Raw genomic sequence first — 22,490 nt, 5'->3', positions numbered from 1 at the left:
CCGTGCAGGTTTACGAGGATGAGCGAAATTGGATAAAACGTTTCTTCAGTGGCTTCTACCAGCTTTTGAATATCCGTCTGGTGCTCCGAAAGATGGGTTTCTCTGACGACAGGATAGCGGAGATGTATCGCACGGAGACGCCCCTGCGAGGAACGGCTAAAGCCTATTCGGGATTATACAAGAGAGAGTTTACAGAAGAGGACAGCGAAATCCGTATCATCAAGGATGAGAAGAAGCGACCGCTCCTCACCATCAACGGGCTTCCCATTGCCGATTGGTGCGAACAGAAATGGAGACAGCTTATCAATCGCAACCGCTCGCAACGACTGTAAAACCGAAAATCCCCTTTCTCTTTCATCGTTGTATTTCAGTCCCGACAAAACTTCTCAGGAAGAAAATCACGCAAGAACGCTCACTTTCCCTCGCAAATATGTACCTTTGCAAGCAGTAAAAGTGAGCGTTCTTTGGCTATTCAAAACAATGTGCCTCAAAGCACTCCGCTCATTTCTAAATCGTTACCTATCCATCCATCCTAAAAAGGTAACACTCTACTTCTCAATAAGATAGTTCGTAGGCAAAAAATCATTTAGGGTACTTTATGCGCACTACATCAGCTATATTGCCCCAAGTAGTTTCACTGTGGATGAGTCTATTTTTATTTTAAGTATTGTGATTATCGGTGGCATGAGACGTTTGCTGCACATCTTTTATGCAGCGGTTTTCTTGGTATTGCTTCCTGAGGCTCTGCGCTTTGTCGGATATGCGTCAGATTTTTTATGGCCTAGCCTTGATCTTAGTTTTCTACCGTATGAGAAGCACAAATCAAAAGCTCTCCATAAATACGGAAGTACAAAGAGATCTCGAAAATAAAGGTTAGGATTTTATGTATGACTTATGTCTGTAAATATCCTATCGTTGATAACTTTCTTTTTAAAAACTATATTTTGCCTTTAGCCATATTTCTGAGTTGTGTTTGTACACGCCAAACATCCCTTCATTTCCTCCAAACCAATCATAGCCTGCCAAGAGTTGGATGTAGTCATTCAGAGCATAGGAGGAAGTAAAGCGGCTGAACCAGCCCTTATGGTTGAGGTCGAAATAGGTGAAGTTGGAGAGTTGCAATGTGCTTCCCAGCAACTTTTTCGATACGTTGATCGTGAGCAGTGAGTTGTGTTGTGGCTGTGCAATATGACTTTCGTATCCGAAAATGCTTTCGGAAGAAAATTGTGCCATTACCGTCCATTCGGATGGAGCATACCAATCCACGCCTATGAGATAATTCACGGTGTTGAAGCCCTTCTGCTCCATAACTCCCGCCTCGGGTTTGTAGCTGAAATGTTTACCCACGTTGAACGCCGCTTCGCCGCACAGGACAAACTGCCCTAACGGCTTGGATATATCTCCTCCGAAGAATCCCATGCGGTAGTATTGTGGAGATACGGCCATGTGGATACCTGAAGACCGGTAGGTAATCACAGGCATCTTGTTCCACGTATGCAAGGCAGCAATGGAAAAATCCACTCCCGGCAAGGTAAAGCAAAGTTTTCCTCCATATTCCATGTTGGAAAAACGGAACTTTGGGTGGCTTCCGTCCTCGTGCCAGACAAGGGGCTGAACGGTGTTTTTAGGCAGCACGCTCCATGGATTTCCGACATCGGTCGGCAACTTATATCCCTCGAAGGTCGGCACGGCAAGCAATTCTAATTTCATCTTCTCATTGAAGACAAAGAAGCGCAGGGCATTGACCGGCATACGGATGTCGTCATAGTCTTGTGCCAAGAACTCCGTCATATCCATCGGCGAAACCAAGTCGATGATACGCACACCGTCTGCCACACCCCAAATGACCAGTTGCCGACCGAGGCGAAAGCCCCAGTGCTCCTCTCTGTGGTCGAGATATGCCTCCCGCAGTTCAAATCCCGTGCGTTCCTTCAGCAAGGCATTGTGGGTGGCATTGAATGAAACGAAAAACGATGACCCTCCAAAGCTTTTTCCTATTTCGCCTCTTATTCTGGTACGTGAAGACATCAAGTCACTAGGTTTTTCAGAACGGATAGCGTGATAAGTATCTACAAAACCTTTGATCTGCCAAGAAGATTCTCCCATATCTTGCCCCCATACAGTATTTATAGGCAGGAATAAAAGAAACAGCAGCAAGAACTTTGCAGAATGATTACTTGTGTTTGTCATCAGAACCTACCTTTCTCCAAAGTGGTAACATTGAATTTTGTCTCCTCCATGGGAAGGTCATACTTGGGATTCTTAATTTCAAGAATCGTTTGATGCTCTGTCTGCACATTGGTCATGTGTAGTTTTTGGGCAACCCAAAATCCTGCGACCTTAGCAATGTCCGATAATTCAAGGCGACGGTGCAGCTTCTCCATCTTGTCATAGTACTCCACCCTGACGGCTATAAGACAGTCTTGGCGTATGAAGGCTATTTTCTTGGAATAAATCTCGCGTTTGTCTTTGGGCGTAGATTCCAATTTCCAACACTTATGCCCATCTATTTCTTCTTCACCCAGAAGTTTGTGCGTATCCTCATCCACGTTGCGACTGCCCATGTCGTCATAGGTAAAGTCACTGCCCATAAAGTAATCCTGCTTGGCAGACGAGCCACTGATACGGCGGGTCTTCTTCATGGCGGGCAGGTAGAGCCATTTATCATCGTCCTTGTCGGGATCGTCGTAATCCCACGTGAGAAACCCCGTACCTTTTACGTCACCGGGGTATTGGAAGAACATAATGCTCTTGCGGTCTTTCTTTCCTTTGCCCACGTCGATGGAATAAGAAATCAGTTTGCGCTCGCGCACTGCTCCGCGCTTATTAATCAGTTTCATCACCAATTCTGACTGACGGGTATCGCCATCGGGACGGTCTTTTACTTTTTGGGCAATCTCTCTGCCAGTTTGTGCCATTGCTGTGGTGGCAAAAGCCAATACCACCAAACTTGTTAAAATAATTCTTTTCATCTTAGTTGATATTTTGTTGTTGTTTTTATCCCATTGACTTTTCGAGCATCTTCCGGTAAGTCACCGATTGCGTCTGCAACTCTGCGTCAGTGCCCATAGCCTCAATCTTGCCTTGATTGAGCAGCACGATTTTATCGGCTCCGCGAATGGTACGCATCCGGTGGGCGATAACAATGACCGTCTTGTCCTTAATCAGTTCCGACAAAGCCTCCTGTATCAGGCTTTCGTTTTCCACGTCCAGCGAGGCAGTGGCTTCGTCCATCAGGATGATGGGAGCATCTTTCAGGATGGCTCTTGCAATGGAGATGCGCTGGCGTTCGCCGCCGGAAAGCCGCTCGCCGTTTTCGCCGATAACGGTCTCCATGCCTTCGGGCATACAGTCGATGAACTCATCGCAGCGAGCTATTCTGGCAACGCGGGCAACCTCTTCGTCCGTAGCTCCTTTTTTGCCTATACGGATATTATCTTTTATGCTGGCGTTGAACAGCACCACGTCCTGAAAGACAATGGCGTAGTTCTTCAACAGCGTCTCAGGGTCTATCTGGCTGATGTCCTCGCCACCCAATAGTATTTTACCTTTCTGAATATCCCAGAAACGGGCAGCCAGCTTGGCAAGCGTGGTTTTACCGCTTCCAGAAGGTCCGATCAAAGCTGTAACTTCGCCCTGTTTCGCAGTGAAACTTACGCCGTTGATAACAGTATAGTCCTCGTAACCGAACTCGACATCTTTGAAATCTATACTGTAATCTTTGGGGTTCATTTCCTGTTTTCCTTCCTGAACGGGCATGGTTTTAATCTCTTTGATACGCGCCACCACACCGTCGAGAGCCACGACCAGCGCCATAAAAGTGAGAATTCCCTCGATAGGCAGATAAATGCTTGTCGTGAGAATGAGGTAGGCGATATAAACAAGGATGTTGATTTGTCCGGCAATCAGCATGTTGGCACCGACAATCGCCACCGTGACGATGCCGAGCTTCATCAGTACACCCGCCAGTGAGGTGGCAATGCCGGCGGAGAACTCCACTTTTATCTTTGTACGGGTATTGTTGTCCAGCTTGTGGCAGAACTCGTTCAGTGACCGTTCTTCCAGGTTATAGGATTTGATTTCCTGTATCTGGTCAATCTTCTCCTGCAAATCGTCGAACACCTCGCGACCGGTTTTCACGTGTGCGTCCATAGCCTGTCGTTGTTTCTTTTTGGAAAGGGAAAAGAGCAGCAACGAGACGGGAACAACCCACAATGCCGCCAATCCGAGCTGCCAATTGTAGGCGAGTATCATAATGGAAATGATAATCGTGGAAATGGAAGTGGCATAGATATGCGGCACGGAGTGCGAGAATATCTGCTCATAAAGATTTAGGTCGCTCATCATAGTTGCAGAAAGGTCGGACACATCGCGCTTGCCAAAATAAGAGAGTGGCAGTTTCTTCAGGCGATTGGCTATCTCGATACGTGAGTTGGCACTCTCGTTATAAACATTGTCGTAGAGGCGCACATAATCCCACCTTGCCACGATAAACATCACCAACAACATCACGGCGATGATGACAATATAGTTTACAAGGGTCAGCTCTACCGGTACGGGAATGCCTTCCAAACCGCCCAGATACTGGAACAGAAACATAAATCCGACGATGGCCGGAAACATTTTGGTCAGATTCAGGATGGTATGCGAGAAAATGGATTTTTGCAGGTTCTTCGCTCCCTGATCCGACATGGCGTATTTTTGCTTTAAGAAGTTATTCATTTTTACCTCCTATTTTCCAATTGGCAGCTTTTTGATATTCGTCCCACAGTTTTTTGTAGGCACCACCTTGGGTTAATAATTCATTATGCGTACCGCTTTCCGCTATTTTGCCATTCTCCATCACAAGGATCCTATCGGCATTAACCACCGTGGAAAGCCTATGGGCAATCATCAGCGTGGTTTTGTTCTTCGACAGTTCCTTGAACGAAGCCTGAATGATATGCTCATTTTCGGGATCGGCGAAGGCGGTTGCCTCGTCGAGAATGACAAAGTCGGCGTTCTTTAGAAAAGCCCTTGCAATGGAAATTCGTTGGGCTTCACCTCCAGAAAAATAGGTTCCCTTGGTGCCGTAAACCGTATCCAAGCCCTTTTCTAAATTATCGACAATCTCTTTGGCTCCTGCCCTGACGAGGGCTTGCTCTATCTCCTTGTCGCTGGCGTTGGGGTTACCCAATAATAGGTTCTCGCGCAGGCTCATCTTGAAGAGCTTGGATCTTTGGAACACAAAAGCGATCTTCCGCATCAGTGCCGATTTCTCGAATTCCTTAATGTTGATGCCTCCGACTAAAATTTCGCCTTCATCGGCATCATAGAAACGGGCTGCCAGACGTGCCACGGTGGTTTTTCCGCCTCCCGAAGCGCCGACCAGAGCAACAGTTTCTCCTTTGTTCACTTTGAAAGACACATTGTCCAGCACTTTTTCTTTCCCGTATGAAAACGAGACGTTCCTGAACTCCAGACCATCTTCAATTGCAGTTTTTCTGCCATAAGCGAAGTCGTCATAATCCAAAGCGGCGTCAATTTTATCCAATGCCAACTCGGCCAAGTAGATGAAGTTTTGAATAGATGCACTACGCATCATAAAAACACCGAATACCGGACCTATCAACAGATAGATAACAGAATTGCCCAGCACCTGCCGCATGTCGCCGCCTGTGGTGAACAGCATGATGGCAACGGGTACCAAGAAGAATGCTGTGGAACTTGAAATTGCCTCGTACAGCGACATTTTGTTTTTGAATCCCATGCTCCACCGTACCACGAAATCTTTCATCTTTACGATAAGCGAATAGAAACGTTCGAAACTCTCCACGCTCTGGGCAAAGGTCTTCACGACCGGTATGCCGCGCACGTACTCCACCGATTCGGCGGAAAGGTTGGCAAGTCCTTCGTAGTATTCTTCCCGCATCTTCATACCATTTTTGGTGCTCATGGTTGCCATCAACAATATGCTTATGACCATCGGTATCAGGCTCACCAAGCCTAATCGCCAGTCGAAAAGGAAGAAGAATACCAACAGCACGATGGGCGAAACAATTGTCATGGCAAAGTCCGGCAGCTGATGCGCCAGCATGGTGTGGGTCTCGCCCGCTCCATCGACAATGGTTTTGCGTAGGTTACCACTTTCGCGGTTGGCGAAAAAGCCCAACGGTTTCGCCATCATCTTCTTCACACTGAGCTTGATGATGTTCGCCTCTACCTCAAAAGCGAAGAGGTGGGATACCATTAGCGCAAAGAAATAGAGCAGCATTCCTGCTGCGGCAAAACTCGCCGCCAGAATTGCATAGTACCGTATGGAAACTCCATCGACACTACTGCTCAAAATAATCCCGCTGACAATCTTATGGATATAAACCATAGGCATCAGCACCATAATACCCGAGAGGGATGAAAAAATCATCGCCAGCGGAAGCATATAGCCCTTCTTGCCTGCGTATGGCAGCAACCGCTTCAAAACGGGCGTTTTCTTCTGTTTTTTTGTAGTATTCATTTGTATTCAATTATGTTTGTTCATTCAACCCGAGTTTCGTTTGTATTTGTCTCCTTACCGAACAGGTTGAACTTTTGGAACAATATGGGAGTGACACAGAGATCGGCAAGCAGTGCCGATACAATACCTGCTACGGAGAGTACCCCCATGTGTATAAAGGAAAGGCTTTCAGAAGTAGTATAGACGGCAAAGTTGGTACAGATCACTATGCTTGTCAGCACAATCGGTGTTCCAATAGTGCGGAACGAACGGAGGATAGCCTCCCGGTAATTGCCCCGGCGGTCGAACTCCAAATGCCCGTGGTTGATAAAGTGAATGGTATCATCTACTGCCAATCCGAGAATCATCGGCATGATGGTGGCGGTCATCATATCCAACGGATAGCCAAACCATCCCATCAGACCGCCTACCACCAAAGCCGGGGTAAGGTTGGGTATCAAACCGATAAGTCCGATACGTACACTGCCGAAGACAAGCATCATCAGGATGCCGATAATCAGAAGTGAAATAACGAAAGAAACCATCTGTCCGCGAGCTACATACTGCATCATCGCCGTAAACTGTGGAATGCTGCCTACGGTAGTGACTGTGGCTTTCGGGAAAAGCTTTTTGGCATGAGCAACTATATCGTTCAACTCCCGTTCTGTTTCTCCGGAATCGTATGAATTCATCTCGACCATCAGGCGAAGGCGCCGATAATCATAATCGATCCAGTACTCTGCCTCACTACCTCCTGCATTTTCATAAAGGAGTAGCAACTGTGCCACCTCTTCAGGATTGTGAGGGATAGTATAATAAGAGGCATCCCCATCGTGCAGGGTTTGGTTCAGGTCTTTGAGGATATTCAATACCGTGGTTGTGCGCTTGGTTAATTTATACCTGTCTACGTGTTGTGCTAAGGAATCTAATCGCACTAGGATTTCGGGTGATTTTGCCAATCCATTATCAGGCAGTTCTATCATCACATCATAGGTATAGACAGACCCAAGTTCGCTTTCACCCACTTCCAAAAGGTTATTGACGTAAGCTATCTTTCGCCCCATGGTTCGCTCCACGTCAAAGGCGGTCTCTATTTTTGTGAATTGATAGATAAGAGCGACTGTGATCACTCCGGTAAGCCATAGTATCAAAGTACCATGTTTAAGTACACCGATACCTACCTTCTCTAATTTTCTGTCCAACCATCGTCCTCCTGTTTCCTGCACTTTGGGATGCGGTTTTCCGTCCTTACCAAAACTAAGGAGCACAGGCATCAATGTAATGGCTATAAAGAACGCCATCATCACGCATGAAGAAGTAGCTATACCGATAAAACGCATAGGCTGCATCGGTATGGCGAGGAAGGAAAGCAAGGCGGCAAAGGTGGTGAGTGCGCTGAACAGCACCGGCCATCCCATTTCCCTGACAGTTTCTTCTACTGCTTGTGTCCTCTTTCCATGTATGAGGAATTGGCGTTTGAAATAAGAATACACGTGGATGTTGTATGCAATGGAAACGGCAAATGTCAATAGCATGGGAATCATCACCATGCCACTATCTATCGTCATACCCACGTAACCTAACATACCGTACACGATGATGATGGAGCCTACAGCTGTGACAAGCGGCACGACCACTCCTCTAAAGGAGCGCGTTACTAATAGCAGGATAAGTATGGAGATTAGGGTGGCGATACCCAGTACACGGGGCATTTCCTTACTTATCCATTTCATTTTCATAGCGGTAACATAGGGCAGTCCCGTTCCCTTGGGATGGAGCTTTTGGTATTTGTCCTTGGTGATGATATGCTCCAGCTCGTTACCCGTCAGCACCTCAGGAGCAACGGCATTCTTCCCCTTGTTCCACACCGAGTCTTCTGGGAAAGTACGCAGCTTGAGTATGATCCATGAGAGCGTTCCATCTTTGGAAACGAGCCGTTCTGCAACGTGGGGTTTCAGGTAAGCCTTGCGGCGTATCCCTTCTAACAGAGCAGGATCTGACGGGATTGTGTCAGGTACAATCTGTTCGATGGCAATACCTTCTTCACTGCCCACCATAAATTCGATGTCGGTGAGCGATGTTATTTTGTCGGCATACGAAAGACTGTCCATCATCTCGTTGGTAAGTTCACGGATAAGTTCCAAATTCTCTTTCGTAAACAAATTGTCGCATCGGGTCAGTACCGCTGCGAAATTGTCATTGCCGAATATATCCTTGAACTCTTCTGTCTTAACAAGCATCGGATCGTCTTCGAGAAAATAGTCTTCCCACGAAGCACTCACCTTGAAGTATCTTAACCCTGTAAATCCTATGGCAAAGACGAGGATAGATAAGCTTAGTACCAGCCATCGTCTTTGTACCATCCATTTGCCCCGACGAGCAAACCAATCATTGATTCTTTCTATTTTCATATCATTTGCTGTTTGTAAGTTGTTTCATTCATTGAAGGCGGATAAAAGCGATCCGGCTTCTGATAATCGCTTCGTGATTGTTGGCTCAAAAACGAACAAAAGTCCGTCCTGTTCAAAAACAAAGCGAGCCGCCCTAAGTGGGCGACTCGTTCTATGGAATATATATGTTATTGAAACATCCCGTTTCATACATTTGATAGTTAAGGTAAGTGCCATAATTCTGTCCGAGAACATTCAGTTCCGTTACTTTCGTTTTTCATTGTAATTATATCTTTATCCGAAATCTCTTTGCGATGGGCGTTTCTCCGATTTTGCGTAACCCAAGATTCCTCACAAAGGAAAAGTCCACCTACTCCCTGTATAAGAGTTAATTCTTCATTGTTAATAATATTAGTGACACTCATATACTGTTTGTTTTTATTCTACTGGAATAGGAGGAAGTCTTACTTCCAACCATTTTCTTTTCTCTGTTACATTCCACATTCATGAGCTTTTTCCATCCTCCCGTGCTAAAGTGGATATACTCACCAATAAAACATTCTATTTCCTCTTGGGAGAGTTCTTCATGCAGTACCACTTCTTTCATCATATTAATCCACCAAGAACAAGTGAAATGTATAAAGAATGGAGAAATCTGGGTGTGTAAGTCCGGATAGAGTTCTTTCATTCTCTCCAAATATTCCATGCCGATTGCAGTGCTTTTTTCAATCCACCGCTCCCAAAAGTCATTGAATCGGGAATCTTGTGTGTCGAGAAACAGCAACTTAAACTCTTTGCGATAACGGGTTATAATGCCCATCACCTCCTGCATGGATTTACGATGATACTCCTCAGAGGTGAAAATTTCAAGGGAAAGACTTTCGTTCCGGTTATGATTGTCCAGCATGCCGTTCATCGCCTCTAAAAGCGGATGTAGGACAACAGCCAGCAAATCATCTTTACAGGGATAGTAATTGTATATATTGCTCAGACCAACACCCGATAGTTTGGAAATTTCACGCATAGATACAGCCTTGAAACCCTTTCGTAGGAAGGCTTCCCGAGCTGTATCCAGCAATAGCTTGCGTGTATAATCCTTTGGCGTTTGCATAGGTCGACATACATTGTCTCAATGTAGTTACAAATGTCTTAACATTTTCTTGCATGAACAATACCTAAAAATGACTATTTTCTACTGGCACCCAATATTCATTAAAATAAATTTTGGATCCACACTTACAAAGAGCTACTTATGTTCATATCGAAGCACAAGTCTGCAGTAAAAGGAAGAATGTAGTCCTACACACAAATAGGCTATAAGATGTACTACAAACTGGAAGATATAGAGCGGTTGACTGAACAATCCGCCTCTCCCTAATCAAAGAATTTATCACCACTAAATCCAATGTGAACAGATGAGTAATGATGTAAAAACAAAAAACGATGAAGAAATCATGTATTTTTCAGTGCCGGCAACCGCATGATGAAAGGGATAGATACCCTACAAAAAAAGAACAAACCCTTATTGGGCGGGCACCATTACCTGACGGATGGTGTGTATAGTACTCCCCATTTTTAGACAACGGGTTGACGTTTTTCTTTTACTGTTACAAACATATTCATTTTCTTTTTTTACATAGTTATTGGTTCTTCTTATGCTGCTATTATTATGCCATACTCCATGGCTGGCAGTAGCTTGGTGATACTTTGATGAGGGCGCTCATAGTTATAGAACTTAATCCACTTTCCTATTCCCTACCGTAGCCCTGAGAAAGTATCGGCTGGATTAAGATAGATGTATTCCTGTTTGATGCTTCTCCAAAAGCGCTCTATCCAGATATTATCCTTGCAGCGACCTTTTCCATCCATTCTTATCTTTATACTCTTTTCCGCTAATAGCTCTACCCACTTTTGGCTTGTGTATTGTACGCCTTGGTCTGAGTTGATAATCTCAGGACAACCATACTGCTCTATACACCCCTTTACAAGTTCTGTGCAATTGTTGGCTGAAAGCGTATTGGAGAGCTTCCAACCCACTAGAAATCGACTATAAACATCTATCACAGCGTAGAGTACATAAATCCCTTCTCCATAGGGATATAGGAAATGTCTGTGGACCAAATCTGATTGGGGCGCTCTATCTAAATCCTCTAAGCAAGTACGGATGTACATAGCTCGCCACAGTACCCTTTGTGAGACTCTTCTGTGGGTAGATAACCAGGATGTTCATCTTACGCATAAGTCGCCTTACACGCTTCGCGTTAACTAAGTAACCTCTTAGTCTCAGCATATCACGCATATGTACAACTCCTGCTGTAGGGTACTCGGTGTGGTACGCAGCAATGATACGCATCATCTCTAAATTTTCCTCACTCTCTCCCTTTGGCTTGGTTCCAAGAACGCAGTTTCGTCTTCTTGATGAAGAAGAGCACATTGAATGAAATCCTTCTCATTTCGATACGTTTTTAGTTGGTACAAAATTCGGAAATCACTCTCGGGTTATCGACATGCAAATCACTGCATATCAGTGGTAAAGAAACTTTTCCGGTGGAGATTTCATTCTGCTGTTTTTGCTCCACCAAGATCGGTAATATTCTGCTATATTTTGCGTAAGCTGGAAAAAGAAAAACTCCCGACTTCGTTTGGAAATCAGGAGTTTACGTTGTTTTGCTTTTCTTCAAAGTGGTGCCACCAGGAATCGAACCGGGGACACAAGGATTTTCAGTCCTTTGCTCTACCAACTGAGCTATGGCACCGTTGTTTTAACGGATGCAAAGATGAGTGTTTTTTTTGACTCCACCAAACATTACGAGCGTTTTTCTTCAATTTTTCTCGTCGCCAAAGGCCCTTTAGGCGAGGGATACAAGCGCATTATGGCATCCGATCTTCCCTACCCGATTGATTTCTAACAGCTTAAAGCAGCAGTGATGACTGTAAACGGTATCGAGAGAAGATTGGTGCACAAAAGAAAAGAGACCGTGCCATTAACGATAAATGGCACGATCTCTCAGTCTCTGAGAAGAGAAATGGGCTACAATCTGTAGTTAGATCGTCTGCTCAATGTTCCAGACAAAGGCGCGGAGACCTTGATTGGGGGTGGCTTCGTCAATTGTACGCAGGGATGACAAGACGGCTTCGACCTTCTCCGCAGGACAGGCTACCATAAGGGCACCATTGAGCGTAGGCCATGCATGGTTTCCGAGGTGAGGTTCACCAGTATTGCTTCCCGTACCACGTACAGTCTCCCAATAGGTATTGCCTCTGAGGTTGAACCGACTAAGGAGTCGAAGGATGATCTCGTGATAGGCCTGATTATAGGTGATGAAAATCATTTTCAGTTCCATACGATGCTTTTATTTTCTTTTCGTGCATACTTCTTTGTCAGTTTCTTGCGCTGACGTTTGATTCCGTTAGCTGCAAAGACGGCATAGACTGTGGGAACGATAATGAGCGTGATCAGCGTGGAGATCGCCAGACCCCATGCTACTGTAACGCCCATAGGCTGCCATAGCTCAGATCCTTCACCGATACCAACAGCCATAGGTACCATACCCAAGATGGTGGTGAGCGTAGTCATAAGCACGGGACGTAAACGAGAGCGGCCAGCCCTGACAATAGAAGCCAAGACACCCATACCTCGCTCACGGCAGAGACGGGTATAGTCGATGAGCACGATACCGTTCTTCACAACGATACCCATCAACATGATCACCCCGATAAAGGACATAGCACTGAAAGTGATGCCCGTAATAACCAGACCAATAATAACTCCCGTAAAGGCAAAGGGAACCGAGAACATGATGACAAAGGGATCGACCAAACTCTCGAACTGCGCAGCCATTACGATGAATACCAAAACTATGATCAGCAACATAAGCGTAGAGAGATCGGCGAAAGTCTTCTGTTGATCTTCATAGGTACCACTGATCTTATAGCTCACGCCGTCAGGAAGATCCAACTGTGCCACTTTTTCATTGGCTATCTGAACCAAATCACTGAGAGCTGCACCTTTAGCCGGTGTAGAGGACACTGTTACAACTCGCTGGCGGTCTTTACGTTCAATGGTCGGTGGCATATATAGTTCTTCTATCTTGCCTAACTCACGCAAACGGATTCCCTTGCCCTGTGGGGTGTAGACAAGGATATTCTCCAGATCGCTCAATGACTGACGGAACTCAGGAGCCAAACGCACTCGGATGTCATATTCGTCTCCTTCTTCACGATAAGTAGAAGCGATACTACCGTTCACGCGATTGCGTAGATAGGTAGCTGCTGTAGCACTATTGAGTCCGTTCTCTGCCAGCTTGGTGCGGTCAAATACAAACTGATATTCGGGCACGTAGTCCTTACGACTGACCGTAGCCTGCGCACACCGGGAGTCCTCCAACATTAACTGCTGAAAGCGACGTGCCACCTCGCCCGTCTTCTCGAAGTCGAAGCCATAGATGTCCAGATTGACCGTTGGCAGACCACCCATTCCACCGCCACTACCACCGGGAGTGACAGTGTAAGTTTTAAGTTCAGGATACTCTGCAAGCATGCTTCGCATCTGGTCACCCACTTCTGTCATCGAGCGTTTGCGATCATCTCTATCGCTGAGACTTACGTGGAAAGTAATGATATTATTACCATTGTCCTGCATAGCGGCAAACGAACTCGAAGCATCGGCCTGTCCTACGCTGAAACTTGTTCTTTGAATTTCGGGAATCTCCTTAGTCCACCGCGTTACCATGCGTGAAGCAAAGTCACGGGGCAACTCTATTCCCGTACCCACAGGATACTCAGCACGTATCATGATATAACCATTGTCCGCCTGTGGGAAGAATTCGGTCTTGAGGATGGGAGAGAGCATCAAACTACCAAAGAAAATAGCAGTAGCACTCACAATGGTGAGAATGCGATGTCGGACAGCCCAACCCAAGAACTTCTCATAGGCACGATCCACGGCATCGAGGAAACGCTCAATGGGGCTGAAAATCGCTCTCTGGAAGCGTCCCTGTTTCTTATCGCGACGCAGCAACTGAGAACACAGCATGGGTGTGAGCGTGAGGGCTGCGACAGTGGAGATAATCATGATGATGCTCACGATCCATCCCAACTGACGGAAAAGAATGCCCGTAAGACCCTGAATCATCGTCAGCGGCAAGAATACAGCCAACATGGTAAGCGTGGAGGCAACAACTGAGATACCCACCTCGTTAGTACCGTGCACGGCTGCTTGCTTGGGGTAGCTGCCTTGTTCTATGTGCGTAGTCACATTCTCAAGCACCACGATGGCATCGTCCACCACCATACCGATGGCTATGGAGAGGGAGCTGAGTGAGATGATGTTCAGCGTATTGCCCGTTGCCATTAGATAGATGAAAGAGGCAATGAGTGATATGGGGATGGTGAGTCCGATGATAAATGTAGCACGCCATCGTCCCAAGAAGAAGAGAACCACAAGGATCACGATAACAAAGGTGATCGCAATAGTATCGCGGAGACTATTGATCGTATTGACAATGTTCTCCGACGTATCGAAAAGAACACCCAGCTTCACATCTGAAGGCAGTGTGGACTGGATCTGAGGCAGGGCTGCATGGACAGCACGTGAGATAGCCACTGAGTTGGCACCAGACTGTTTGTTGATCATGATCATAGCGCCACGAACATTGTTGTTGTAGCTCTCCTGCTCGTTCTCAGCATGAGTGTCTTCTACGCGAGCCACATCGCTCAGATAAACGTTTCGCCCTGCTATGCTTGCTACTACTATATTGTTCAACTGGCGGGCATCTACAAACTCTCCCTGCACACGCAGCGAATTGGTCTTGCTACCCAAATCAATAGAGCCGGCCGGTATATTTCGGTTCTCGGCACCAACGATCTGGCTGATGCTCTCCACAGAGAGGTTATAAGCTTCGAGTTTTGCAGGGTCGCAATAGATCTGTATCTCTCGCTTGGAAGCCCCCATGATGCTCACCGCACCTACGCCGTCGATACGCGCCAGCGCATTGCTCACTTTATCTTCCAGTATTTTGGAGAGCGCCATGGTGCTTTCCTTGGCCTGTACCGAAAGCATGGTAATGGGGATATCATCCGTACCAAACTTGAAGATAACCGGTCGGTCGATGCCGTCGGGTAAGAAATTCGAGACGGCATCGAGCTTGTCACGCACGTCGTTGGTAGCCACCTCGATGTCCACACCTTCATTGAACTGGAGGGTAATGACCGAGATGTTGTCTCTACTATTGGAAACCACGTGTTTGATATTGCTCACACTATTGAGCGTGTTCTCCAGCGTTTTGGTCACATTGTTCTCTATATCCGAAGCACTCGCTCCGGCATAGGAGGTCACGACCATGATATTACTCGTCTCGATCTTCGGATATAAATCGATGGCAAGACGAGAGAGAGAGAATAGACCAAGAATGGCTATCGCTACAAATATCAGGATGGTAGTGACCGGCTTTTTTACAGCCGATTCGTATATACTCATCTCGTTTACTCTTTAATTCTGACAGCTTGTCCGTCAGTAAGGTTGTTCATTCCGGCAGTAACCACTACGTCTCCGACGTTGAGTCCTTGGAGGATCTCATAGCTATTGCCCTGCTGCACCCCGAGGGTCACCACACGGCGCACAGCCTTACCATTCTCAACTACAAATACATAGAACTCACCGCTGCCCACTTGCTTCACGACAGCCAAGTCGGAAACCATGATAGCCTGCTTGGAGCCGAAGTTCAGCGTCGCCTTTGCATACATACCCGGGCGCATCAGTTGCTCCCGATTGGCGATCTGCACTTCTACACTTACTGTGTGAGTGGTAGGATCTACTGCGGGATAGATGAGCGCTATCTTACCCTCGAAACTTTGTTCGTGTAAGGCATCAACAGATACTGTTGCGGACATTCCTTTGCGTAATCGGGTGAGATACTGCTCCGACACGTTGATCAGGAGCTTCACCGGAGCTATCTGTTCCACTACATAGATGGGCAGAGCAGGCGAAGCCATGTCGCCTTTGTCATAGTTACGGGCTGTGACTACACCTGAGATTGGGCTGCGGAGGATGGTATTCTCCAGCAAATTATTATATGCCGATTCTGCCACGTCCAATTGCATCTTGAGAGCATCCCACTGCTGCTTGGAGATACCACCTATCTTATAGAGCTCGTCCATGCGATTGAAGTTGGTACGTGTATTCTCCAGTTGCACCTTGGCCTGCGTCAGTTGGGTACGGTCCAGTTCGGCAAGCACCTGTCCTCGTCCTACCCGATCGCCCACCTCAGCAGCGAGTCGAACGATCCTATTGCCCACTTGGGGCGTGATATTATTAGTCACTTCGGCCTGCACGGTAGCGGTATAGGTGATCGTTTCGTTGAGCGTATCGAGCTTGACGACGGTAGTTTCCACCAGTCGGGCAGCCATCGCGGCAGAATCGGCTGCGGATGTTTGGTTCTTATTTTTGCCACCGCATCCCGTCAGAGCTATGAGGGACAAGAATGAGAGGGCTACCACCCCGCTCAGGATATTCGTTCTTTTCATACTGATCGTATAGAATATTTTGTTTACTGTTTTGCCTTATTTTCCTTCATCTTCAGGCACACCCGTGCCATTCATTTTATCCAACTCGGCCTTGGCAGCCATGAAATCGTATATAGACTGATTATAGTTGAGTTGCGCCTGTAGGAGTGCCACATCCGCGTCGTTGAGTTCTATGAGCGTACCCTCACCTGTCTGGTAGCGTTTCTCTGCTATCTGATAGCCTTTCTCTGCCGATCGCACAGCCTCTTCAGATGCTACATACTTGCGCATATAAGTGCGCAAGAGATTGTTCTGATTCTTGATGCCCATGCGCAACGACTGTTCCAGATGGCTGCGCTGAATATCGATCTGGCGAATTGCAAGCGAACTCTGCTTCACATTATGGAGTCGCTTTCCTCCATTAAATATAGGTATGTTCAGGCTTAGCGAGACAGCGGAGTAAGGAGTCCATTTCCGGCCATCACCCCAGAACTTAAACTCGTTGTTGCTGAGCATATAAGAGTACTGACCGCCCAAACTCAGCGTGGGTAGGAAACTGTATCGATTCAGCTTATCAGCACTCACTGCCAAACGACGCTGTATGTCCAGCTGGCGTAAGGAGGAATTGCTGCTCGCCACCGTATCGGCCGAGAAGTAACCACGGTACACCTCCTCTTTGAAGTCGGACAATGAACCGGACAGCTGTATCGGCGTATCCACATCCATACTCATCAACACCTTGAGCTGCCAGAGGGCTATAGCTACCGAGTTTTGTGCTTGGAGCAGATTCGGCTCGATATTGCGCACTTGCACGTTAGCACGGATCTTGTCGTACTCGGCCACGAGTCCTTGATCATATTTGGCTGATATGTTCCGGTAGTTGGCCTGTGCATTGTCATAGCTACGTTTGAAGACGGCATAAGAATCTTGTGCAAGCAGCACGCTCAGATAGGCCTTTCGCACTGTAGCTACCAAATCTATTCGCGAACTGCGGGCCTGTTCCAATGCCAGATCCAGCTGCTCGCCTGTCATGGCAATGTTCTTCCACAGCTGTGCTGAGATCAATGGCATCGTCACATTGAGCGTAGCCTGCGTATTGTGCGTACGCCCTACTTCGATGCCGTCTCCTGAACCAAAGCCGGGCATGTCGATGTACATCACCTGCTTCTTGAGTGTTCGGCTGTACACGCCGTTCACATCCACTTTGGGCAGCAGATCTGCTTGCGCCGCACGACGCGCATAAGCCTGCTTGCGCACATCCAGATCGGCCACTCGCACCGTAGCATTCTCGCTGAGCGCTATCCGCAGCACATCGGCTTCGGAAAGAATGATGGTGTCTGGCGCAGAAGGCTCGGCAGAGCCCGCGGCAGTCTGAGCTGCAACTCGACCGGTGGGCATGCACCATAGTAACAGCCCCACGAAGATGTAGGGCAATTGATTTGAAAAGCTCTTCATAGATATTCCTGTCTGTATTCCTCTTTATTAAGATTTGTTACACACCATCCGTAGTTCATAGTGTGAGGACAATGATGACCAATACCCCTATTGCCTTCAGAATCAGCATGTATTCTGCCACAAAGGAAGGATAAAACTTTGGATATATCTGTAACAAATCCACCTTTTTTCTATATCGATAGCACGTTTTCGTTCCAGATTGAGCATGCACAAATACACCTCAATTAACCCTTGCTTGATAGAGGAGGTCAATTACACACTAAAGAGGTTCCCACAGTTCTATCCTGCGAGCATCAACATCAAGAATGTGCAAGAAGCGTCCTATGCCTTCGAAGTCTTCGACAGAGTCTAAGATCGTAACACCTTGCTCACGAAGTTGAACGGCAAGGCGTTCGAGATTCTGAACACGATAATTAATCATATACTCCTGATTGTTGTCGCCAAAATAATCACTTGATTCGGGAAATGGACTCCATACTGTAGTACTAATTCTGTCCGAGTCCTTCTGCTCATACCACTCAAACGAATATCCGTAAGGGGTATCGGGAATACCGAGATGCTCTTCGTACCATTTGCGAGTGGCGATCGGATCTTTTGTCTTGAAGAAAATGCCACCAATACCGGTCACTTTCTTCTCTTGCGAGGGTGTATCGCCTCTACCAACTTTCATTTTTGTGCCAGAGTTCTTACCCGTCATGCACACAATGTCTAGCCTAAGTATAGGGGTTTGCATATAGAAAGTCTGTATTTCCTGAGCATAATGCTCCACATTATTGGGAATCTCTTTGGCATATTTCAGTACCAATTCTGAGACGGCTTTCTGCCTTTCATCGCCATCCGCCACGACTCTGATCTGTCCCAAACATAGGACACTGTCGTAACCTGTTAAAAAAGTTTCAGGCTCGATTGTATCTCTCAAGATGACCGAAAAGCCGACCCGAGACGATTCTCCCATGACATTTGAATGAAAGAATTCAGAGGCCGAATGCAAGTAGATACAGCCTTCAGAATAAACAAAATTAACAGGCACCGTATAAGGATAACCATCTTCATCCAACAGTGCAAGCAAACCCGCTGCAGCCTTGTCTAATATCTCGATGCATTCCTCGTTGGTAATTTGCATAACACTACTCTTTACATTATTAAATTCCATACCTCAACTTTTTATTTCTATTTGTTCTTAACACTATTGACTCACATTCCGATCTTGAATGCGACGTTAATGCAAATCTATGAAGAAGTATTAGAAAGATACTCTGTCTCCAAGCTGTCGGATAAAAAACCGGAAAATTGCAGATCAGAAGGCGAAAAATTTTTGGTTATATTTGTGAGCCGAATGGCAGCATACACAACACGCAAACGATTGAATATCAGATTATTTCGAGCAGCAAACACAAACATAACACTTGGTAAATGGAAGCAATGATGAATAAGAGACTCATGTACAAGGTCGGCGGGGATTATTCTGTCGGCTCCCTTTTTTCCGGCCTTCGGCGTACAGTACTGCAGCTATTGCTGCATAATAGTATCGATAATTTTTATCCTCTAATGAAGATTCGGATGCGGTAACCCCCCATAAAGTCATAGTAAAAGCATGAAGCACCCGTTGAATTCTGCCACGAGCTCAACGGGCGCTTTATTTTTATAGCGTCATAATATGGCATCCAACCTCTGCAGTAATTAGGTTTTTGAAATATAAACTTAACGATCTTATCTACCAATATCGTTATTGTTACAAACGATATTTATAAAGATTGAAAACAAGAATTATAAAGATTGCATCTCAGATCACTAAACATCATCATAGAGATCGAAAAAGCTGATTTTCTAATGTTTTTTGCTCTCGGATCAACCTTCAAAAGACCGCTTATTTGGAATGAATCCAAACAAGCATTCGGTGTGGAAAAGTATTTAGGCACAAAAAACAGAGAAATGAAACACTTTATTGGCCGATGTTTTTCGTAATTCTTTGCAGCTGATACAGGACGCCGGATAAACAAAAAAGGGTGTTGCCAAACGCAATGTTTGCAACACCCTTTTCTTAGTTATTATCGGTCCGAAACGACACTGTAGCGCGGCCCGGATTAGTTTTCTGAGAGCTTTTCTTTCAGAGCAGCCAGTTCGCCGAGGTCACCGAGCGTGGCCTTCTCTACCGTCTGGCTGGGTTCAGCAGCTTCGGAAGCAGCTTCTTTCTGCGCTGCCTTGGCTTCTGCTCTACGCTCTGCGTTAGCTTCGCGCTGTGCAGCCTTCTGCTCATCTTCGAACACACGGCTGTGTGATACGATGATACGCTTGGCATCCTTGTTGAACTCAATCACCTTGAAAGAGAGCTTCTCTTCCAGAACAGCCTGTGATCCGTCTTCCTTCACCATATGCTTGGGAGTGGCAAAGCCTTCCACGCCATAGGGCAGAGATACGACAGCCCCCTTGTCCATCACTTCGATAACCGTACCTTCGTGGATAGATCCTACGGTAAATACAGTCTCGAATACATCCCAAGGATTCTCTTCGAGCTGCTTGTGACCGAGGCTGAGACGACGATTTTCTTTGTCGATCTCCATCACCTGTACTTCAATGTTGGCACCTACTTCAGTGAATTCGCTGGGGTGTTTGATCTTCTTGGTCCATGAAAGGTCAGAGATATGGATGAGTCCGTCCACACCTTCTTCGATCTCTACGAATACACCGAAGTTGGTGAAGTTACGTACACGAGCATTGTGACGTGAACCTACAGGGAAACGAACTTCAATATCGGACCAGGGATCGGGCTTGAGTTGCTTGAGACCAAGTGACATCTTGCGTTCGTCGCGGTCGAGCGTCAGGATTACAGCTTCTACTTCGTCGCCTACATGCAGGAAGTCCTGAGCCGAACGGAGGTGCTGTGTCCATGACATTTCGCTTACGTGGATGAGACCTTCTACACCGGTTGCAATCTCTACGAATGCACCATAGTCGGCCATTACCACTACTCTACCTTTCACCTTGTCGCCTACCTTGAGCTCGCTATCGAGAGCATCCCATGGATGGGGCATCAGCTGCTTGAGGCCGAGAGCAATACGCTTGCGATCCTCATCGAAGTCCAATATAACGACATTGATCTTCTGATCTAGCTGTACAATCTCTTCCGGATGAGACACGCGGCCCCAAGAAAGATCCGTAATGTGAATGAGACCATCCACGCCACCCAAATCGATGAAGACACCATAGGTGGTGATATTCTTGACAACTCCTTCGAGTACCTGACCCTTTTCGAGCTTGCCGATGATTTCCTTCTTCTGTTGTTCGAGTTCTGCTTCGATGAGAATCTTGTGCGATACGACTACGTTCTTGTATTCTTGGTTGATCTTTACGATCTTGAACTCCATAGTCTTGTCCACGAATGCATCATAGTCGCGGATGGGACGTACGTCGATCTGCGAACCCGGGAGGAAGGCTTCGATGCCGAATACATCGACAATCATACCACCCTTCGTACGACACTTCACATAACCCTTTACGATTTCGTCCTTTTCGAGAGCTTCGTTTACGCGCTCCCATGAACGAGCTGCACGAGCTTTGCGATGAGAGAGAACGAGCTGTCCTTTCTTATCTTCTTGGTTCTCGATATACACTTCCACTTCTTCTCCCACTTTCAAGTCGGGGTTATAGCGGAATTCTGTCGCAGGCACTACACCTTCTGATTTGTAGCCTACGTTGATAACTACCTCACGCTTATTGATGGCAGTTACGGTACCCATCACCACTTCTTTTTCTTTGATCGTGTTCAGGGTCTTGTCATAAGCAGCTTCCTGCTCCTGACGGCTTACAGTGACCTTTGCGCCACCGGCCTCAAACTCTTCCCAGTTGAAGTCTTCTCTGGGCTGAATGTTCTTTAAGTTCTCCATTTGTTACTAATTGTTTTGTTACTAATAGATTAGACATTATATGGTCGTATCTCTCAAAAACGCTGCAAATGTACGACAAGTTTTCATTTTACGCGCGTATTTGCCTATCCTTTTGCACATTATGCAGAATCAACGGGTAGTGATCGGCAAGTGAAAAAGCATCACTTTCCTCTGCCATCCGGTTACATATATAATATGGTATAGTGCATCAGCTTCGAAAGATCTTATAAGGAATATGAGACAAATGCCCCATCACGACAGCCAAAGAGCCTCGTCGTTGGGAGAGATGCAAGCATAAGCGTACTTAGGAAGAAGGGTATCGGCGGAAGTGCAGCCACCTAATCGGGCGGTTTTTCCGGACGGGATGGCGAGAAAGGGATAAAAATAAGTATATTTGCGTGCATTATTTCTCAAACGTATAATAATAAAAAGTAGAATATGGATTTTATCTTTCTTCAGGCAGCTCCTCAAGGTGGAGGCCTATTCGGTGGAGGTTCCGCCCAAATGATTTTGATGCTGGTGCTCATGGTCGTAATTTTTTACTTCTTCATGATTCGTCCTCAACAGAAACGTCAGAAAGCGCTCCAACGTCAGCGCGAAGCTCTGGGTAAGGGCGACCGTATCATCACTGCCGGCGGCATACATGGTACAATCCGTGAGGTACGCGAAAAGGACTTTCTGGTAGAAATAGCCAACGGCGTAAACATCCGCATAGACAAAGGCTCGGTTTACGTATCTGCACAAGAAGCAGAAACGGACATGGCCGCCAAGAAAGACTAACGGCCG

At 46.5% G+C, this 22,490-nt stretch carries 15 protein-coding genes, 1 tRNA gene and 2 pseudogenes; 3 read left to right on the top strand and 15 right to left on the bottom strand.

The features are described 5' to 3' along the window. A pseudogene (locus C7382_RS07955) lies at positions 1-332 on the top strand (MobV family relaxase); the annotation flags it as partial. Between the two features lie 598 nt (positions 333-930). On the opposite strand, the gene C7382_RS07945 reads toward C7382_RS07955, so the two are convergent. The 6 genes from C7382_RS07945 to C7382_RS07915 form a co-directional block, all read right to left on the bottom strand. Beyond that, complete coding sequence (locus C7382_RS07945; RefSeq protein ID WP_116679756.1) at positions 931-2,190, bottom strand: DUF1302 family protein; 1,260 nt, start codon at positions 2,188-2,190, stop codon at positions 931-933. After that, positions 2,190-2,972: an outer membrane lipoprotein-sorting protein gene (locus tag C7382_RS07940; protein ID WP_116679755.1), complete on the bottom strand. Its 783-nt coding sequence runs from the start codon at positions 2,970-2,972 to the stop codon at positions 2,190-2,192. The genes C7382_RS07945 and C7382_RS07940 overlap by 1 nt, the downstream gene beginning before the upstream one ends. Positions 2,973-2,997: 25 nt before the next feature. Continuing rightward, positions 2,998-4,722, bottom strand: a complete 1,725-nt coding sequence (locus C7382_RS07935; protein WP_116679754.1) for an ABC transporter ATP-binding protein — start codon at positions 4,720-4,722, stop codon at positions 2,998-3,000. Continuing rightward, positions 4,715-6,493 carry an ABC transporter ATP-binding protein gene (locus tag C7382_RS07930; protein ID WP_116679753.1) on the bottom strand — a complete coding sequence of 593 codons (1,779 nt, stop codon included), beginning with the start codon at positions 6,491-6,493 and terminating at the stop codon, positions 4,715-4,717. The genes C7382_RS07935 and C7382_RS07930 overlap by 8 nt, the downstream gene beginning before the upstream one ends. A gap of 20 nt (positions 6,494-6,513) precedes the next feature. Beyond that, positions 6,514-8,883 (bottom strand): efflux RND transporter permease subunit, encoded by a 2,370-nt coding sequence (locus C7382_RS07925; protein ID WP_116679752.1) that lies wholly within the window; start codon positions 8,881-8,883, stop codon positions 6,514-6,516. A 400-nt stretch (positions 8,884-9,283) separates the two neighbouring features. Then, positions 9,284-9,973, bottom strand: a complete 690-nt coding sequence (locus C7382_RS07915; protein WP_116679751.1) for a TetR/AcrR family transcriptional regulator — start codon at positions 9,971-9,973, stop codon at positions 9,284-9,286. A gap of 304 nt (positions 9,974-10,277) precedes the next feature. Between C7382_RS07915 and C7382_RS10265 the strand changes: the two are divergent. Continuing rightward, positions 10,278-10,414, top strand: a pseudogene (locus C7382_RS10265) (helix-turn-helix domain-containing protein); the annotation flags it as partial. 203 nt (positions 10,415-10,617) lie between these two features. Here the strand turns inward: C7382_RS10265 and C7382_RS10310 are convergent. From C7382_RS10310 to rpsA, 9 genes are all read right to left on the bottom strand, one after another. Beyond that, positions 10,618-11,034: a DDE-type integrase/transposase/recombinase gene (locus tag C7382_RS10310; RefSeq protein WP_116679750.1), complete on the bottom strand. Its 417-nt coding sequence runs from the start codon at positions 11,032-11,034 to the stop codon at positions 10,618-10,620. Next, positions 11,000-11,218, bottom strand: coding sequence for an IS3 family transposase (locus C7382_RS10305; RefSeq protein WP_165815142.1), 219 nt, complete (start codon positions 11,216-11,218; stop codon positions 11,000-11,002). The genes C7382_RS10310 and C7382_RS10305 overlap by 35 nt, the downstream gene beginning before the upstream one ends. Before the next feature lie 327 nt (positions 11,219-11,545). Next, a tRNA-Phe gene (locus C7382_RS07895) sits at positions 11,546-11,618 on the bottom strand. Between the two features lie 288 nt (positions 11,619-11,906). Beyond that, positions 11,907-12,206 (bottom strand): PG0541 family transporter-associated protein, encoded by a 300-nt coding sequence (locus tag C7382_RS07890; protein ID WP_116679748.1) that lies wholly within the window; start codon positions 12,204-12,206, stop codon positions 11,907-11,909. Further along, positions 12,197-15,340 (bottom strand): efflux RND transporter permease subunit, encoded by a 3,144-nt coding sequence (locus C7382_RS07885; RefSeq protein WP_116679747.1) that lies wholly within the window; start codon positions 15,338-15,340, stop codon positions 12,197-12,199. The genes C7382_RS07890 and C7382_RS07885 overlap by 10 nt, the downstream gene beginning before the upstream one ends. A 5-nt stretch (positions 15,341-15,345) precedes the next feature. Beyond that, on the bottom strand, positions 15,346-16,386 hold the full coding sequence (locus tag C7382_RS07880; protein WP_116679746.1) for an efflux RND transporter periplasmic adaptor subunit: 1,041 nt from the start codon (positions 16,384-16,386) through the stop codon (positions 15,346-15,348). Between the two features lie 36 nt (positions 16,387-16,422). Beyond that, positions 16,423-17,820: a TolC family protein gene (locus tag C7382_RS07875; protein ID WP_116679745.1), complete on the bottom strand. Its 1,398-nt coding sequence runs from the start codon at positions 17,818-17,820 to the stop codon at positions 16,423-16,425. Positions 17,821-18,079: 259 nt separating this feature from the next. Beyond that, positions 18,080-18,973, bottom strand: a complete 894-nt coding sequence (locus tag C7382_RS07870; RefSeq protein ID WP_116679744.1) for a pyridoxamine 5'-phosphate oxidase family protein — start codon at positions 18,971-18,973, stop codon at positions 18,080-18,082. 931 nt (positions 18,974-19,904) lie between these two features. Then, positions 19,905-21,704 (bottom strand): 30S ribosomal protein S1, encoded by a 1,800-nt coding sequence (gene rpsA / locus C7382_RS07860; protein ID WP_116679742.1) that lies wholly within the window; start codon positions 21,702-21,704, stop codon positions 19,905-19,907. Between the two features lie 438 nt (positions 21,705-22,142). On the opposite strand from rpsA, the gene yajC reads away from it, so the two are divergent. Continuing rightward, positions 22,143-22,484, top strand: a complete 342-nt coding sequence (gene yajC, locus C7382_RS07855) for a preprotein translocase subunit YajC (RefSeq protein WP_116679741.1) — start codon at positions 22,143-22,145, stop codon at positions 22,482-22,484. Positions 22,485-22,490: the final 6 nt, after the last annotated feature.

Origin of the sequence: Porphyromonas loveana, assembly GCF_003096695.1 — a bacterium.
In the GTDB taxonomy this organism is placed as follows: domain Bacteria; phylum Bacteroidota; class Bacteroidia; order Bacteroidales; family Porphyromonadaceae; genus Porphyromonas; species Porphyromonas loveana.
This window is presented reverse-complemented; position numbering and strand designations above follow the sequence as displayed.

Excerpts from the sequence above, each read along its gene's own strand:
- C7382_RS10310 (WP_116679750.1), bottom strand. The coding sequence starts at position 11,034 with ATGTACATCCGTACTTGCTTAGAGGATTTAGATAGAGCGCCCCAATCA.
- C7382_RS07915 (WP_116679751.1), bottom strand. The coding sequence starts at position 9,973 with ATGCAAACGCCAAAGGATTATACACGCAAGCTATTGCTGGATACAGCT.
- C7382_RS07885 (WP_116679747.1), bottom strand. The coding sequence starts at position 15,340 with ATGAGTATATACGAATCGGCTGTAAAAAAGCCGGTCACTACCATCCTG.
- C7382_RS07880 (WP_116679746.1), bottom strand. The coding sequence starts at position 16,386 with ATGAAAAGAACGAATATCCTGAGCGGGGTGGTAGCCCTCTCATTCTTG.
- C7382_RS07890 (WP_116679748.1), bottom strand. The coding sequence starts at position 12,206 with ATGGAACTGAAAATGATTTTCATCACCTATAATCAGGCCTATCACGAG.
- C7382_RS10305 (WP_165815142.1), bottom strand. The coding sequence starts at position 11,218 with ATGATGCGTATCATTGCTGCGTACCACACCGAGTACCCTACAGCAGGA.
- C7382_RS07945 (WP_116679756.1), bottom strand. The coding sequence starts at position 2,190 with ATGACAAACACAAGTAATCATTCTGCAAAGTTCTTGCTGCTGTTTCTT.
- C7382_RS07925 (WP_116679752.1), bottom strand. The coding sequence starts at position 8,883 with ATGAAAATAGAAAGAATCAATGATTGGTTTGCTCGTCGGGGCAAATGG.
- yajC (WP_116679741.1), top strand. The coding sequence starts at position 22,143 with ATGGATTTTATCTTTCTTCAGGCAGCTCCTCAAGGTGGAGGCCTATTC.
- C7382_RS07940 (WP_116679755.1), bottom strand. The coding sequence starts at position 2,972 with ATGAAAAGAATTATTTTAACAAGTTTGGTGGTATTGGCTTTTGCCACC.
- C7382_RS07870 (WP_116679744.1), bottom strand. The coding sequence starts at position 18,973 with ATGGAATTTAATAATGTAAAGAGTAGTGTTATGCAAATTACCAACGAG.
- C7382_RS07935 (WP_116679754.1), bottom strand. The coding sequence starts at position 4,722 with ATGAATAACTTCTTAAAGCAAAAATACGCCATGTCGGATCAGGGAGCG.
- C7382_RS07875 (WP_116679745.1), bottom strand. The coding sequence starts at position 17,820 with ATGAAGAGCTTTTCAAATCAATTGCCCTACATCTTCGTGGGGCTGTTA.
- C7382_RS07930 (WP_116679753.1), bottom strand. The coding sequence starts at position 6,493 with ATGAATACTACAAAAAAACAGAAGAAAACGCCCGTTTTGAAGCGGTTG.
- rpsA (WP_116679742.1), bottom strand. The coding sequence starts at position 21,704 with ATGGAGAACTTAAAGAACATTCAGCCCAGAGAAGACTTCAACTGGGAA.